General features: G+C 69.8%; 12 protein-coding genes. 5 read left to right on the top strand and 7 right to left on the bottom strand.

Annotated features, from left to right (window positions below; all coding sequences use genetic code 11):
* Positions 1 to 205 precede the first annotated feature (205 nt).
* Both sitA6 and sitI6 read left to right on the top strand, forming a co-directional pair.
* The gene (gene sitA6 / locus ACVTJA_RS41855; protein ID WP_465829061.1) at positions 206 to 877 is read left to right on the top strand and encodes a SitA6 family polymorphic toxin lipoprotein; all 672 of its coding nucleotides are present in this window, start codon (positions 206 to 208) and stop codon (positions 875 to 877) included.
* A 13-nt stretch (positions 878 to 890) separates the two neighbouring features.
* A complete protein-coding gene (gene sitI6, locus ACVTJA_RS41850; protein WP_465829060.1) occupies positions 891 to 1,601 on the top strand; it encodes a SitI6 family double-CXXCG motif immunity protein in 711 nt (236 codons plus the stop codon).
* Between the two features lie 51 nt (positions 1,602 to 1,652).
* Here the strand turns inward: sitI6 and ACVTJA_RS41845 are convergent, their stop codons facing one another.
* Together ACVTJA_RS41845 and ACVTJA_RS41840 are read right to left on the bottom strand one after the other, a co-directional pair.
* Positions 1,653 to 2,378: a ferrochelatase gene (locus tag ACVTJA_RS41845; RefSeq protein WP_465829058.1), complete on the bottom strand. Its 726-nt coding sequence runs from the start codon at positions 2,376 to 2,378 to the stop codon at positions 1,653 to 1,655.
* Between the two features lie 49 nt (positions 2,379 to 2,427).
* Entirely contained in the window at positions 2,428 to 3,765 is a 1,338-nt protein-coding gene (locus tag ACVTJA_RS41840; protein WP_465829056.1) for an ArnT family glycosyltransferase, read from the bottom strand.
* 167 nt (positions 3,766 to 3,932) lie between these two features.
* On the opposite strand from ACVTJA_RS41840, the gene ACVTJA_RS41835 reads away from it, so the two are divergent.
* Positions 3,933 to 6,026, top strand: coding sequence for a thioredoxin domain-containing protein (locus ACVTJA_RS41835; protein WP_465829054.1), 2,094 nt, complete (start codon positions 3,933 to 3,935; stop codon positions 6,024 to 6,026).
* Between the two features lie 12 nt (positions 6,027 to 6,038).
* On the opposite strand, the gene ACVTJA_RS41830 is transcribed toward ACVTJA_RS41835, so the two are convergent.
* From ACVTJA_RS41830 to ACVTJA_RS41810, 5 genes are all read right to left on the bottom strand, one after another.
* Positions 6,039 to 7,352 (bottom strand): polysaccharide deacetylase family protein, encoded by a 1,314-nt coding sequence (locus ACVTJA_RS41830; protein WP_465829053.1) that lies wholly within the window; start codon positions 7,350 to 7,352, stop codon positions 6,039 to 6,041.
* 156 nt (positions 7,353 to 7,508) lie between these two features.
* A complete protein-coding gene (locus tag ACVTJA_RS41825) occupies positions 7,509 to 8,762 on the bottom strand; it encodes a hypothetical protein (RefSeq protein WP_465829052.1) in 1,254 nt (417 codons plus the stop codon).
* A 120-nt stretch (positions 8,763 to 8,882) separates the two neighbouring features.
* Positions 8,883 to 10,427 (bottom strand): transglutaminase domain-containing protein, encoded by a 1,545-nt coding sequence (locus tag ACVTJA_RS41820; protein WP_465829051.1) that lies wholly within the window; start codon positions 10,425 to 10,427, stop codon positions 8,883 to 8,885.
* A gap of 66 nt (positions 10,428 to 10,493) precedes the next feature.
* Complete coding sequence (locus tag ACVTJA_RS41815; RefSeq protein WP_465829050.1) at positions 10,494 to 10,856, bottom strand: GNAT family N-acetyltransferase; 363 nt, start codon at positions 10,854 to 10,856, stop codon at positions 10,494 to 10,496.
* 16 nt (positions 10,857 to 10,872) lie between these two features.
* Positions 10,873 to 11,952 carry a D-alanine--D-alanine ligase family protein gene (locus ACVTJA_RS41810; protein WP_465829049.1) on the bottom strand — a complete coding sequence of 360 codons (1,080 nt, stop codon included), beginning with the start codon at positions 11,950 to 11,952 and terminating at the stop codon, positions 10,873 to 10,875.
* A gap of 148 nt (positions 11,953 to 12,100) precedes the next feature.
* Between ACVTJA_RS41810 and ACVTJA_RS41805 the strand changes: the two genes are divergently transcribed.
* The gene (locus ACVTJA_RS41805; RefSeq protein WP_465829047.1) at positions 12,101 to 13,396 is read left to right on the top strand and encodes an HD domain-containing protein; all 1,296 of its coding nucleotides are present in this window, start codon (positions 12,101 to 12,103) and stop codon (positions 13,394 to 13,396) included.
* Entirely contained in the window at positions 13,393 to 14,919 is a 1,527-nt protein-coding gene (locus ACVTJA_RS41800) for an MBL fold metallo-hydrolase (RefSeq protein ID WP_465829045.1), read from the top strand. The genes ACVTJA_RS41805 and ACVTJA_RS41800 overlap by 4 nt, the downstream gene beginning before the upstream one ends.
* Positions 14,920 to 14,948 lie beyond the last annotated feature (29 nt).

Below are 14,948 nucleotides of genomic sequence, written 5' to 3'. Positions count from 1 at the left end.
CGCGAGGCGGAGGCGTTGCAGATGCGTGCCGGAGTTGTCGAGCCGGCGCGACTGGCTGCTCGCGGCCGGAGGAAGAGCGGCGCCACGTCACGGCGCTGACGGAGCGCGTGGGCGAGCTTCGCATGCCGCTGGAGTGCGCGAACGCTGCGCGCGATGACGCACTTACTTATATAGGCCAGCGCGGCAATGATGGGTTTTCCTGGCTATGCGGATATTGCATGCCTTGTGGCTTTCGTTGGTTGCCGTGTCCTGGCTGGGCTGCACCACCGTCACCAGGCCCCCCATGCAGCAGGCATGGGAAGAGGCGGAAGTGGAGTGCCAAACGGCCGAGGAGGACCAGTGCGTTTCCCTGCTCTGTCTGGGAGGCGCCTGCGGCTTCTATCCGTGCGGGAGCTTGCCTGGTGAAGCCGAGCCAGCTCGCTTTCCGCCAACACGTCCTCCCGCCGCTGCGGCAGCACCGGGCATGGGGCCTCAGCTGAATTGGGGGGCCGCGCAGAACCTGCCCAAGGGCTCCGTCATGGTGTTTCCCGACTGGGGCGGTGCTCCGCAACAGGTCATCCCGCCTTCACGTCAGCTCACGCCCGGTCGCTGGGAAAAGCATCACATCTTTCCCCGGGCCGAAGACCTTGCTCGGTGGTTCGAGCGCCAGGGCGTCAAGATCCACAACTACACCATGCCCATCCCTCGCGAACTTCACAGACGGATTCACGATGGTGATGGACGCGGAGGCGCATGGAACAAAGCGTGGCGCGACTTCGCGGAGCGGTATCCCAATGCATCTCCAACCCAGATTTTCCAGCACGCGGGCGAGCTGATTCACCGATTCGAACTCGTCGGTGGCCCCATTCAGCCCTACTATTCCCGCCCTGGAGCGTGAGGTCTTCCGGCAGATGAGTCGGTTCTTTTGGCTGCGCGAGGATGAAGCGGTAACGGCCAGCTACAACGCTGCTCACCGATGGGGGCTTCCCGGAGCGCATTGCCACACGTGCGGTGCCACGTGGGCGAGCCCAGCGCATCATTACCCCGCCGTGGACCTGTCGCAGTTGCCTGAGCGCCGCGAGTTCGAGAAGGCCCGACCCGAGCCGTTCCGCGAGTTCGCGCGTCTGCGGGAGCTGGTGCGCCCTCTAGCGCCGCCAGATGCCGCGTTACCTCCCGGCACGAACTTCGGCCCTCTGGTGGGGACTGCATCCGGGAAGTTCGGCGCATTCACGTCCCAGGGGAACATCCTGTGGCTCGTGCGCCGTGACGCGCTGGAGTCCCTCCAGACGGAAGGCCTGCGCGGGCTGCTGGGCTGCCGCACGGAGCTGCGATTCCGCCAGAAGAACCCGCCGGAGCTGCTGGAGCTTCAAATCGAGCCGCGCGGCCGACTCCATCCTGACTGTATTCCCCCGGACGAGCCTCCACCGTGCCCGACCTGTGGCCGAAAGGGCTTTGGGCGGCCGGATGAACCCATTCTGGATGCGGCCTCTCTGCCTCCGGAACTGGACGTGTTTCGGGTCGGCAACTTCGCAACGATGGTCATCGGCACGGAGCGCTTCATGGATGCCGTGCGCCGCCTGGAGCTGGACGGCATCACGTTCCGAGAGCTGCCGACGCGCTAGTCCTCGGCTACGACGATAGCCGCGAGGCCTAAAGTCAGACACGCAGGCTCGTCATGAGGCAGTGCCCCGCGACAGGCGCAGTCGGTGCGCCACCTCCGTGCGCAGGTCGGCGAAGGGCAGGTGCCATCGCGGGTCCCCATCCAGCCGCCACGCCTTCACCGGGATGAGGTCCTCGCGCGCGAGCGCCTGGTGAAGCCGCGTCTCCTCGTCGGGCTCGCGCGAGAAGCCGAACGGGTTGCGGAACTCCGCGCCCTTCAACCGCGAGTACTTCGCATCATCGTGCGCGACGAGCGCGAGCAGTTCCTGCCGCCGGCCTTCGAGGTAGTCGAAGAAGGCTGCATCGAAGGGACGGACGGCGGCGCGCTGCTCCGGCTCGCGCATCACCCAGCGTGCCCAGTCGTAGCCGAAGACGAAGTCGTGCGCGTAGCGGAAGCGCAGCGGAGAGCGGACGCCGAAGCCGTGGCACAGCGCCACCACCCGCCGCGCGAAGGCCTCCATGTCACTCGGTGCCCCAGCATCCCAGAGACATCGGACCGGGTAGTCGAGGTCCCAGAAGACGTTGCTCGGGAAGTCCGCCGCCAGCGCCTCGACGATGGCACAGAGTCCCTCGACGAAGGCCCGCATCTGGGCTTCATCACCCTGACCCGCCGTCACCCGCTCCGCCAGCTCGCACGGCGTGGGCGCGCAGGCCCGGTCCGGCGCGAGCGATGCCCGCGCGCCGAGCAGCGGCTCCAGGCGCCCCAGCCGGGCACGCAGCACGTTGTCGAGCCTCCTCATGCCCGTCACCCTCCCGGAGCCTCGAGGTTCCGCCCTCCGGAGGACCGCGTCAATGCTTCACTCCCCACAACCGCCACACCCAGAACTTGTGCAGCCGCCGGCCGCGGAACTCGCTGACGAGGGGAACCGCGTCGCTCATCGCGGTGAACCGGTCCGTCAGCTTCTCCGGCGGCCCGGGGCCTCCCTCCTCCATGACCCAGAGCACCTCCTGTCCGGGAGCCAGTGGCACTTCTGGCCATAGGTCGTACTGACTGAATCTCGCCGGAGGCGCGGTGTCCGTGACGCGGCCCGTCTGGTACGCCACCTGCGACGCGAGCTGATAGTCCGGCGCGTAGATGGCGGCCACGTTGCGCGCGTCCAGCCCTGGGAAGAGCTTCTCAGGCGTCGCCAGCTCGCGCAGCACCGTCCACCCGTGCGTGCGCCACAGCACCGTGTCCCGCTGCGCGCGCACCGCCACCACCGGGAAGAACACGTGCGAGCCCACCACCAGCACCACGGCGATGGCGGAGACGGCGGCGGCCCGCTGCCACACGGGGCGCATACCGGCCACGCCTACGCACGCCGCGACGTACGCCGCCGCCGGCCAGTTGGCCTCGCCCGGTGTGCGCGCCGCCGCGTAGCCGAAGAAGAGCAGCGGTACCACCGCCGCCATGCGCAGCAGGAACTGCTCGCGCGGGCCGCGCACCGCGTACACCAGCGTGAGGGGGAACAGCACCGGCCCGCCCAGCGCGAGCTGCCCCGCGAGGTACTGCCCGAGGGTGTCCCATCCGCCGCGCCCGCCACTCAGGCCGTGGTGGAACTGGAAGAGGAAGCCCACCCACTCGTGCCGCGCGTTCCACAACACCACCGGCACGAAGCACAGCACCGCCAGCGCGCCGGTGAGCCACGCGCCCCAGGGCAGCCGCCGCGCTCGCGCCGCTGCCAGCAGGAAGGCGAGACCCAGCAACACCGCCGGGTACTTCGACAGCAGCGCCAGCCCACAGGCCAGCCCCGCCAATACCCAGCGCTCGCGCCACAGGGCCCACAACGCCAGCGTCCAGAAGAGGAGCAGCGGAGAGTCCGGCGTCGCCCACACGCCCGCCACCACGCCCGCGGGCACCACGCTCCACAGCGCCGCCGCGCGCCACGCCGCCTCTCGGCTGCCGTACACGTCCCGCGCCAGGCCCCACACCGCGGCCACCGTGCCCAAGCCGCACACGAGCGCCGTGGCGTGCACGCCGAGCACGGCGATGAGCCACGCCACCATGGGCGGATGGTCGTAGTACCCCCACGCGAGGTGCCGCGCCCATTGCCAGTAGTACGCCGTGTCGAAGTAGACGTCCGTCCCCAGCGCGAGCACGAGCCGCGCCACCATGCCCACCGCGAGCACGGCGAGGCACGCCTTCATGCCCGGGCCGGCGGGAGGGGAGGGAGCGGGTGAGGGGGGCGGCGGGCTCACGCCTTTGGACAAAGCGCACCAGGCGCCCGTTGGCCAGAGGCCTGTGGTGACCTTTCTGCTTGCTCGCACTGCGGGCGGTCCCTATCTCGGAGGAAGGCCCCCACCCAGGAGTCCCCATGGCCGCGCATACCCCGCCCTCTGGCCCCACCAACCGGCTGGGCCAGGAGCCCTCGCCCTACCTGCGCCAGCACGCCCACAACCCGGTGGACTGGTACCCCTGGGGCGAAGAGGCGCTCGCGCGGGCGAAGGCGGAGAACAAGCCCATCCTGCTGTCGGTGGGCTACTCCGCCTGCCACTGGTGCCACGTCATGGCGCACGAGTCCTTCGAGTCGCCGGACATCGCCCGGCGGATGAACGAGGGCTTCATCAACATCAAGGTGGACCGCGAGGAGCGGCCGGACCTGGACCAGATTTATCAAGGCGTCGTGCAGCTCATGGGGCAGGGCGGGGGCTGGCCGCTCACGGTGTTCCTCACGCCGGACTTGAAGCCCTTCTACGGCGGCACCTACTTCCCGCCGGAGGACAGGTACGGCCGCCCCGGCTTCCCCCGGCTCCTGGCCGCGCTGCACGACGCGTGGATGAACAAGCAGGACGACATCCAGAAGCAGGCCCGCGCCTTCGAGGAGGGCCTGGGCGAGCTGGCCGCCTACGGCCTGGACGCGGCCCCTGGCGCGGTGTCCGCCGGGGACGTGGTGGCCATGGGCCGGTACATGTCCCAGCAGGTGGACCCGGTGTACGGCGGCTTCGGCGGCGCGCCCAAGTTCCCCAACCCGATGAACCTCGCGCTGATGCTGCGTGCGTGGCGGCGCGGCGGCGGGGAGGCGATGAGGGACGGCGTGTTCCGCACGCTGGAGCGCATGGCGCTGGGCGGCATCTACGACCAGCTCGGCGGAGGCTTCCACCGGTACTCGGTGGACGAGCGGTGGCTGGTGCCCCACTTCGAGAAGATGCTCTACGACAACGCGCAGCTCCTGCACCTCTACGCGCAGGCGCAGCAGGTGGAGCCCCGGCCGCTGTGGCGCAAGGTGGTGGAGGAGACGGTGGAGTACGTCCGTCGCGAGATGACGGACGCGGGCGGCGCCTTCTACGCGGCCCAGGACGCGGACAGCGAGGGCGAGGAGGGGAAGTTCTTCGTCTGGCGCCCGGAGCAGATTCAGGCCGCGCTGCCGGAGTCCCAGGCCGAGCTGGTGCTGCGCCACTTCCGCGTCACGCCCTCGGGCAACTTCGAGCACGGCACCACTGTGCTGGAAGTCGTCGTCCCCGCGGTGGAGCTGGCGCACCAGTGCGGCATGTCGCCGGAGCAGGTGGAGCGGGAGCTGGCCGCGGCGAGACAGTTCCTCTTCGACGCGCGCGAGCGGCGGGTGAAGCCGGGGCGGGACGACAAGATTCTGGCGGGCTGGAACGGGCTGATGATTCGCGGGCTGGCGCTCGCCTCGCGCGTCTTCGAGCGGCCGGACTGGGCTCGGCGGGCGGCGGCCGCGGCGGACTTCGTGCTCGCGAAGCTGTGGGATGGGACGCGGCTGGCGCGCTCGTACCAGGACGGGCAGGCGCGCATCGATGGCTTCCTGGAGGACTACGGGGACTTCGCCTCGGGGCTCACCGCGCTCTACCAGGCGACTTACGACGTGAAGTACCTGGCGGCGGCGGACTCGCTGGTGCGGCGCGCGGTGGAGCTCTTCTGGGACGCGGAGAAGGCGGCGTACCTCACCGCGCCGCGCGGGCAGAAGGACCTGGTGGTGGCGACGTATGGCCTCTTCGACAACGCCTTCCCCTCGGGCGCGTCCACGCTGACGGAGGCTCAGGTGGAGTTGGCGGCGCTCACCGGGGACAAGCAGCACCTGGAGCTGCCGGAGAAGTACGTGGCGCGGATGCGCGACGGGCTGGTGAAGAACGCCATGGGCTACGGCTACCTGGGGCTCGCGGCGGACGCGCTGCTGGACGGCGCGGCGGGCGTCACCTTCTCCGGGACGCGCGAGGCGGTGGCGCCGCTGGTGGCCTCCGCGAATCACGTCTACGCGCCCACGTTCTCCTTCGGCTGGAAGGAGGCGGGCGCGCCGGTGCCGGCCCTGCTGAGGGAAATCTTCGAGGGCCGCGAGCCCGTGGGCGGGAAGGGCGCGGCGTACCTCTGCCGGGGCTTCGTCTGCGAGCGGCCCCTCACGGACGCGGAGGCGCTGGCCCAGCGGCTGGCCGCGCCCCCGGCGGGTGCCTGAGCGTCCGCGGGCTCAGGGCGACATCGTGGCTTCGACTTCCTCCACCTGCTCGAGGCGCCGGTAGCCTTCCCGGGCCGTCGTCGTCGCGTCGATGTCGGTGAGCGAGAGGTCATCCACGTAGAGCGAGCCCACCCTGTCGATGGACATGCCGAGGCTCAGCCGGCGGGCCGAGCTGGGGGCTCCCGCCGTCGTCCACTCGGCGCGGGTGTAGCTGCTGACGGCCGGCAGCAGGGGGCCCTGGCTCCAGTAATCCCAGACGCCCGAGCTGTCGCGGATGTATGCCTTGAAGCGCACCTGCACGGTGGACTTGTACCAGGCGGAGATGCGGTAGCGGTGGCCGGTGGCGGCCGCGGGCGAGCACGTGCCGCTGTCCTGCAGGCTGATGAGCTTGCGGTCGCCGCTGGTGTAGCTGGTGATGCGCACCTGCTGTGCCCAGCTCCCGCTGTGCGCGTCCGAGGTCCGCGTCCACGTATACGTGTTGGTGCCGAAGCCTCCTCGCTGCCAGCAGTCCGGCGTGCCGTCGCCGTTGCTGTCCGTCTCCAGCGACGGGTTCTTGAAGAGCTGCGAGGGCGGCCAGGGCACGGGCGGCTTCAGCGAGCCGCCGACCACGGTGTCCATCAACGCCACGGTGGTGCCGCGCGAGACGCGCGGGGCCAGCCAGTCCAGGAAGGCCGTCAGGTTGGCCGGAGAGATGGAGTACTGCTGCGGCGGGTCGCACGGGCCGCAGATGTGGTGGAAGACGATGGGCACCCAGCCGCCTCCCGAGCTCTCCGCGTTGGTCACCCACGCCTTGAGCGTGTCGAGCGAGGTGGTGTCCTGCACCGAGCCGTGCGTGCGAATGGCATACACGTCCGCGGCGGGCACCGACTCCGCATAGGGATTGCTGGTGCTGCCTCCGGGCGAGCGCAGCCCGCCGCTCTCCCGAGCCGAGTTGTAGTTGCAATCAATGACAATCTGCCGCGTGGTGGAGTTCTTGTCGCCGAACGGGTACGCGAAGGACGTCACCCGGAAGCCGGCGTTGAGCAGCGCCACCCGGTCATTGCAGATTTCCTTCCGCTGGTCGTCCACCGAGAGCGACGTGAGGTGCGGGTGGGTCAGCGTATGGCCGCCAATCTCGTGCCCGGCGTCCCGGAGGGCGCGTAGCTGACCGAGCGTGAGGCGGCCCGACGTGCCCAGCCTGCCGCTGATGATGTAGAAGGTGCCGCGCATGCCCCGCGCCTCGAGCATGGCCGCGGCCTGAAGCTGGCTGGCCACACAGTCATCGAAGTTCAGCGAGACGATGACCTGACCGGGGGCCAGCGCACTGGCGCGTGTATTGGATTCCATGATGTCCCCCTCCGGGATGAAAATTGTCATCCCCCAGCACGAAGTCTGTGCATGCGGGGCATCATGCGCATGGTGTCCGACGCCAAAACGCGCGGGGCGCGGAAGGCCCTTCCAGGCCCCGCGCCCCGCGATGTCACTCACGTGTGCCGGTGAGGACTAGAACAGCCGGATGCTGCTCGACTGGGCTCCCGAGCGGACGCTGCGGAGCTGCTGCGCATTACCGTACACGTTGGCCTCGGCGCAGGTGCCCAGCGCGCCGATGTAGCGCACGTTGATGGTGTCCGCGGTGCCGCGCGGGCGGACGATGATGCCGCTGAAGCGCACCAGCGTGTTGCGGTCGCCCGCGTCGAGCGGCGTCTCCGGCGTCTTGTAGCCCACCGTCAGCGTCAGGCCGTCCGCGGACACGTCGGCCGTCACCGTCTCCGAGGCGCCGTTGTTCGCCTGGTCCGTCACGAAGCGGCCCATGTTGCCGTCCGCGTCGATGTCCGAGGTGAACAGCTGGGCGACCCGGCAGTCCGCCGTGCTCGGTGCCAGCTCCACCGGCCGGTTGAACGTCACCACCAGCTTGCCGTCGTTGCCCAGCAGTGCGTCCGGGTCATCCGCGTTGGAGTACAGCGCGTAGAGGACGGCGTCCGTCGCGCCGGGGTTGGCGACGGACATCGCCTGCTCCGGCTGGCTCATGCCGGCGACGATGTCCGTCTGGCCCGACAGCACGCGCCCGTCCACCGCGCTGCCCAGCACCGCCTCGCAGTGGTACGGGGCGCCGTTGACGAGCTGCGCGCCCGGAATCACCGCGATGCCGTTGGCGTCCGAGGTGCCGCTCACCGTGGTGCTGCCCGTCGCCTCCGGCGCCAGGAAGCTGCCCGCCGTCTGCAGCGTGTTGGTCTGGTCGATGCGGTACTGACAGTTCACCTTCACGTCCGGCACCGCGCGGCCATTGAGGTTGACGAGGAAGCGATAGTCCACCGCGAAGCCCGTGGGGAACATGCGCAGGTTGACGACCTCCTGCGCGCTCTCCTGCTTCACGTCCTCGTCCCACGTCTGCATGGTGTAGCGGCCCATGAAGCGCTCGTAGCCCGGGGCCTGCGCGAAGATGGGGAACTCCTCGCCCAGCGGAATGCCATCAATCTGGTAGCAGCCGTCCGCTTCGATGCTGTTCTCTTCGGACAGGTCGCCCTTGCCGCAGGGCTTCGCGCGGTGGAACTCGCCGCGGATGACGGCGTACACCTGGGACTTGGAGGCGTCGTCGTCATCGAGGTTGTTCTTGCCGTCGCTCGCCTGGAAGAAGTTCATGCGCTGGCCGCTCTGGCCATCCACCACGAACCCGACGATACGACCTTCGCCACCGTCGCCGCAGCCCATGGCCGCCGCGAGCGTGAGTACACCCAACGCCTTCTTCAGCTTCTGCATTCTGGCCCCCCTCGGGAGTGTGTTGAGGCAGGGGCCCTGAATAGTCCAACCGTCAACGCGTGGCCATGGGGCTGTGGGACTGGGGCCCGGGACACCCGGCCAGCAGGTGCGGGCGGACGCTCACTTCACGTCCGTCACCTTCAGTGAGCCGATGAGGGGGGTGATTTCCGCGTTGCCCTCCTCGCCGAAGCCGAAGTGCGTGGCATCCGCCACCACCTGGTTGAAGGTGGGGTCCATCTGGGTCCACTCCCCCACGAAGGCCTCCACCCACTCGTGCCAGTAGAGGGCGGGCACGCCGTCGGAGTTCACCATGTAGATGACGCCGTCCACGCGCCGCGCCGGAATGCCCGCCGCGCGCAGCAGGGCCACCGCCAGCAGCGAGTGCTCCGTGCAGTCCCCGCGCCGCTGGCTCAGCACGTCCGTGGCCCGGTCCGCGCTGGCGCCGTAGTCCTTCGTCAGCATGGTGGCCACCCAGGTGTTGATTTTCTGGGCCGCGCGGTATGCGTCCTTCTCGTCACCGACAATCTTCTTCGCCTGCTCGCGGATGGCCGGGGCGTCGCTCTCCACGATGATGGAGGACTTGAGGTTCTCCCCGCCGTCCGGGTCCGTCACCGGGCGGGGCTTGCGCGCGGCCTCCGCGGGCGCGGCGGCCGACAGCGTCACCTCCACCCTGCCGTCCGGGAGCGCCTTGAATTTCTGCCGGTACGTCTCCTCGCGGAACTTCTCCGGCAGCCCCTGCACCACCAGCGTCACCTTGCCCGGCACCGCGCGCGCGGCCTCGGGCAGCGGCTTGGGCAGCACCACGCGGGTGAGGCCGAACACCTCCACCAGGTCCAGCCGCTTCGCGACGGCCTCGCGCTCCTTGCGCGCCTGCATCGTCTGGCCGAAGTCCACCAGCACCACCTCTCCGTGCTGGGTGATGTACGAGGTGATGGGCACCTTCTCCTTCTCCGACAGGGTGCTCACCTTGCTGAGCTTCACCTTCACGCCGTTGACCACCCGCTGCTCCGGGGGCTCCATGGTGGTGGTGAGCGCATACGTCTCCAAGTCGAGCCCGTCGAGCGTGAAGCCCGTCACCTGCGCCTTGCGCAAGAGGGCCACGCGCGTCGGGTCCGCGTCCTCCACGCGCTCCTTCGCGGGGGGCTGCTTGGGCAGCGTCTCGTCCGGGTGGCCCGGGCGCTTGCGCACCACGCGCACGCCGTCGTCGGTGGCGGTGCCCTCCAGCACCTGGTCTCCGCCGTCGCCCTTCTGCGTCACGGTGAAGGACAGGAGGCGCCCGCCGGGCTTCGCCTCGTAGATGCGCTCCTCACGGTGCAGGCGCTCGGACAGGCGCGTGGACACCATGGCCTTGAAGACGAGCTGGTTGGTGGCCTTCACCCGCGTGGGCTCGCCGGGCAGCAGCTCCACGTCCGTGAAGAGCCAGCCCACCTTCTTGTCCATGAGGTAGAGGCCGAAGTACTCGCCCCCCTTCGGGCGGGGGGCCTTCACCACGTCCGAGACTTCGGCCTGGGCCTTCGCGGGCGCGGACCTGGAAGCCGCGGCCCCCGGAGCCGCGGACTTCTGCGCGGGCGCGGCGGGGGCCTGGGCGAGGGCAACGGGCGCGCCCGTCAGCAGGGCGCACAGGGACACGGCGGCGAGGGGCGTCAGGCGAAAGGGGCGGGTCATCACGCCCCTTCTAACGAGGGAAGGGGCTGTTGTCTTCAACCGCCCCGCGCCGCGTCCTCCGCGGAACTACAACCGCTTGGTGAGGATGATGAGGTCGTCGCCCACCTTGTAGAAGTCGCGGATGCGCGCCTCCTCGCCGTACTTCATGGACGCGTAGAAGCCGCGCGTGGGGCCGTAGGCCTCCGTGGCGCTCGTCTCCACGCGGATGAGGCGGCCCTTGCGGCGGCGCAGGTCACCCTCCATGCCGGACACCAGCGCCGCACCCACGCCCTGGCCCCGCACCTCGGGCGCGGAGGCAATCCAGTACAGGTCGTAGGAGTCCTCCGTCATCGGCGTGGGGCCGTAGCAGACGTAGCCCACGAGCTGCCCGTCCCGCTCCGCGACGATGATGGAGTAGTCCCTGTTGCCCGCCGTCAGCGCGATGTCCACCAGCTCGATGGCGACCTCAACCTCCTGCGGCGAGAAGGTTTCGATCCTTCGAATCAGCGCGGCGAGGGGCTCCCTGTCCTTTGCGGCGAGTGGCCGGATGTCCATGTGCTCTCTCGAGAGCGACCTCCACGAGCCGGGACGCCAGGGCCGCGTAATCCATGCCGGCGGCCTTGGCGGCCTTGGCGAACCCGGCGCTCGGGTGGAGGTCACAGTTGGGGTTGATGTCGATGACGTAGGGCACGCCCTCCGGAGACACCCGGAGGTCGACCCGTCCATAGTCCTGACAGTCCAGTGCTGCAAACGCTTCCAGCGCCACCTGCACGCACCTCGCCTCCAGCGCTCCGTCCACCTGGCAGGGCCCGCTGGTCGTATCGCGGTACTCGTCCGAGTCCGGCTCCCACTTGGCGGTGTAGGAGACGATGTTCGGCCGCTCTTCGAAGGTACGGCCGAAGTGAATCTCCGTCAGCGGCAGTGGCTGGCGCGGCTGGTTGCCCAGCAGCGGGACGTAGATTTCACGCCCCGGAATGAACTGCTCCACCAGCGCGGGCTGGTGGAAGGTGCGGAGCACCGCGTCACAGGCGCGCACAAGCGCGGCGCGGTCACGGACGACGGAGTCCGCCGTGACGCCCACGCTGGCGTCCTCGCGCGCGGGCTTGACGATGAGGGGCCACGGCAAATCAATGGCGAGCGCGTCCTCCAGCTTCTGCACCACGCGGAAGGCGGGGGTGGGCACGCCGCGCGCGCTCAGCACCTCCTTGGCCTTCGGCTTGTGGAGCGCCAGCCCCAGCGAGAGGGCGGACGAGCCGGTGTAGGGCAGCCCGAGCGCGTCCAGCAGGCAGGGGACCGCCATCTCTCCACGGCTGTCCGCCGCGAGCGACTCGCAGAGGTTGATGACGAGGTCCGGCTGGCGCCGGCGCAGCGTGTCCACGAAGTCCAGCCGGTCGCCCTCGATGGCGAGCGGCTCGGCGAGGGTATCTCCGCGGGAGAGGGCCTCGGCCAGCGCCGAGGCGACGCGCACGACATCCTCGCGGGCCTCCCGTCCGGGGTCGTCCTCGAGGAGGTCGTGGTCGCGGTTGTGCAGCAGGATGATGTGCATTCGTAGGTGGCGGAAGGGTTAGCACGTCCCCCGCATCGATCCCAGTCCGTGGATGACGGTTGGCTACCTCCTGGGCTACCTCCCAGAAGGGTATGAAGTACGGTTGGCTACCTCCCGGAGAGGTATCCAGGAGTATGGAAAGAGGACCATGCGCATTCGCGACCCCATCCACGGCACCATCCCCGTCTCCGACGCGGAGAAGGCCGTCATCGACAGCCGGCACTACCAGCGGCTTCGCTACGTGCGCCAGCTGGGCTTCGGGGACCTCGCCTTCCCGGGCGCCACGCACACGCGCCATGTCCACTCCCTGGGCGCCATGCACGTGGCCTCGCGCGTCTTCGGCGCGGTGGCCTCGCGCTCGTCCCTGCCGGACGAGGTGCGGGAGCGCTTCTGTGCGGCCGTCCGCCTGGCGGTGCTCTGCCATGACCTGGGCCACATGCCGCTGTCCCATGCCTCGGAGCGCATCGCTCCGAAGCGCGCCCTCCTGCGCCTGCCCTCCTGGCTGGACGCCACGGCGGAGGGCGAGCAGGCCACCCACGAGGACTTCACGGCGAAAATCCTCCTCGACAGCTCGCTGACGCCCATCGTCGAGGAGCACTTCGGCTCGCTGGGAATCTCGCCCATGGCGGCGGTGGCGCTGATTACCGGCGCGAAGCCGCCGAAGGACCCGGGCTTCACGCACCAGGGCGTGGACTGGGCGCCGCTCTTGCGCGCGATTGTCTCCGGCGAGCTGGACGCGGACCGCATGGACTACCTGCTGCGGGACTCCTTCTACACGGGAGTCAACTACGGCCGGTACGACATGGATTGGATCATCAACAACCTCAACCCGGCGGTGAAGGACGGGCGGGCGTACCTCGCGCTGAGCCGGGCGGCGGCGTTCGCCTTCGAGGACTTCCTGCTGAGCCGCTACCACATGTTCGTGTCGGTGTACCTGCACCACACGTCGGTGAACTTCGACTACATGCTGCGGCGCTACTACGAGGAGTCGCCCGGCGAGTTCGAGATTCCGGCGGACCCGGAGGCCTTCCTCCTCTGCGACGACTCGGCGCTCTGGTACACGCTGCGCCGCTCGAAGAACCGCTGGGCGGAGCGCATCAGCCGGCGGCAGGGCTTCAAGCTGCTGGCGCAGTTCACCGAGCGTGACACGGGCTACGACTTGGACGTGCTGCGTAGCGCGCTGGTGTCGAACAACTTCGAACACTACGTCGTCGAGTCGCAGAACGTACTCAGCAAGTATGCCTCGGGCCCCGGAAGCAAGGGGCCGAGCCTGTTCATCATCGACGCTTCCACGGGGCGTTTGACGGAAGTGGCGCGCTACACGCCGCTGTATCAGCGCTACAGTGGCGCGGTGCGCCTCATCCGTCTGTACGTAAGGCCGGACCAGGCGGAGAAGGCGCACGAGCTGATGGGCCGGCTCCTCGGCCAGACGGTGCAACCATGAGCGAGCGTCTCCCTGGTCTGGGCCTCGGCCTGGACTCGTCACACACCCCCGTCGAGCCCCGTCCGTCCTCGGTGGCCGTGCTCTACCGGCGCGCGGCCACCGGCGTGGAGGTGTTCTGGGTTAAGCGCGGCAAGCAGCTCTCCTTCGCGGGCGGCTTCTACGCCTTCCCGGGCGGGAAGCTGGACGCCGCGGACGCCGAGGTGCCCGTGCACGGCGCGACGGGTGAGGAGGCCGCGCTGCGCTCGGCCGCGGCGCGCGAGCTGTTCGAGGAGGCCGGTGTGTTGGTGGCGGAAGGCGCGCAGGCGCTGTCCCCCGAGAAGCTGAAGGAGCTGCGCACGGCGCTGCTGGAGGGGAAGCGGGGCTGGGGAGAGATTCTGAAGTCGGAGGGACTGGAGCTGCGGGCGGAGGACTTCCGCGCGGCGGGCCGCTGGGTGACGCCGCCGTCCCTGCCGGTGCGCTTCGACACGCGCTTCTACCTGGTGGAGGCCCCGGCGCACTCGAGCGCGGAGTGGTGGCCCGGCGAGCTGGCCGAGGGTGCGTGGGTGACGCCGGCCGAGGCGCTGGCGCGGTGGGGCGACGGCTCGGCCTTGCTGCACCCGCCCGCGCTGCACGCCTTCCAGGTGCTGGGGCACTTCACGGACGAGGCGGACGCGCGGGCGCGGATGACGACGCCGCCGTACTGCCCGGGCTACGTCGCGCAGCGCATCGAGTTCCAGCAGGGCGTGCGCGTCGTCGCGCTGGAGACGCCCACGCTGCCGCCGGCCACGCACACGAATGCGTACGTGCTGGGCAACGGTGAGCTGCTGGTGGTGGACCCCGGCGCCTCGGACGTGAAGCAGTACGCGAAGCTGTTGTCGCTGCTCTCGGGGCTGAAGGCGGAGGGCTTCAAGGTGGTGGCGGTGGTGCTCACCCACCACCATGGAGACCACATCGGCGGTGCGCGCGCGGTGAAGGAGCGGCTGGGCGTGCCGCTGTGGTGCCATGCGCGCACGGCGGACCGGCTGGACTTTCCGGTGGAGCGGCTGCTGGAGGACGGCGAGGTGCTGGAGCTGGCGGGCGACGTGCCGCAGCGCTGGCACGTGTTTCACACGCCGGGGCACGCGCAGGGCCACATCTGCCTCGTGGACGAGCGCAGCCGGGCGGCGGTGGTGGGGGACATGGTGGCGGGCGTGGGCACCATCGTCATCGACCCGCCCGAGGGGAACATGCGCGAGTACCTGACGCAGCTCGCGCGGCTGAGGGACTGGCCGGTGACGACGCTGTACCCCGCGCACGGCTCGCCGTTGCCGGACGGGCCCGCGAAGCTGGAGGAGTACCTGAAGCACCGCGCGCTGCGGGAGACGCTCATCCTCCAGGCGCTGCCGCCGCAGGGAGCCACGCTGGCGCAGGTGGTGGCCACGGCCTACGCGGACACGCCGCCCCTCTTGCACCCGGTGGCCGAGCGCAGCGCGCTGGCCACGCTGGAGAAGTTGATGGAGGAAGGGCGCGTGCGCGAGGAGTCGCTCCAGTACTTCCGCGTGTAGTCGCCACGCCGTCGTTTCGGGGGCAGGAT

It is taken from the genome of Pyxidicoccus sp. M6 (assembly GCF_055568925.1).
This window is presented reverse-complemented; position numbering and strand designations above follow the sequence as displayed.

What these genes read in the sequence shown, in the direction of transcription:
- sitA6 (WP_465829061.1), top strand. Translation starts at nt 206, where the DNA reads ATGCGGATATTGCATGCCTTGTGGCTTTCGTTGGTTGCCGTGTCCTGG.
- sitI6 (WP_465829060.1), top strand. Translation starts at nt 891, where the DNA reads ATGAGTCGGTTCTTTTGGCTGCGCGAGGATGAAGCGGTAACGGCCAGC.
- ACVTJA_RS41845 (WP_465829058.1), bottom strand. Translation starts at nt 2,378, where the DNA reads ATGAGGAGGCTCGACAACGTGCTGCGTGCCCGGCTGGGGCGCCTGGAG.
- ACVTJA_RS41840 (WP_465829056.1), bottom strand. Translation starts at nt 3,765, where the DNA reads ATGAAGGCGTGCCTCGCCGTGCTCGCGGTGGGCATGGTGGCGCGGCTC.
- ACVTJA_RS41835 (WP_465829054.1), top strand. Translation starts at nt 3,933, where the DNA reads ATGGCCGCGCATACCCCGCCCTCTGGCCCCACCAACCGGCTGGGCCAG.
- ACVTJA_RS41830 (WP_465829053.1), bottom strand. Translation starts at nt 7,352, where the DNA reads ATGGAATCCAATACACGCGCCAGTGCGCTGGCCCCCGGTCAGGTCATC.
- ACVTJA_RS41825 (WP_465829052.1), bottom strand. Translation starts at nt 8,762, where the DNA reads ATGCAGAAGCTGAAGAAGGCGTTGGGTGTACTCACGCTCGCGGCGGCC.
- ACVTJA_RS41820 (WP_465829051.1), bottom strand. Translation starts at nt 10,427, where the DNA reads ATGACCCGCCCCTTTCGCCTGACGCCCCTCGCCGCCGTGTCCCTGTGC.
- ACVTJA_RS41810 (WP_465829049.1), bottom strand. Translation starts at nt 11,952, where the DNA reads ATGCACATCATCCTGCTGCACAACCGCGACCACGACCTCCTCGAGGAC.
- ACVTJA_RS41805 (WP_465829047.1), top strand. Translation starts at nt 12,101, where the DNA reads ATGCGCATTCGCGACCCCATCCACGGCACCATCCCCGTCTCCGACGCG.
- ACVTJA_RS41800 (WP_465829045.1), top strand. Translation starts at nt 13,393, where the DNA reads ATGAGCGAGCGTCTCCCTGGTCTGGGCCTCGGCCTGGACTCGTCACAC.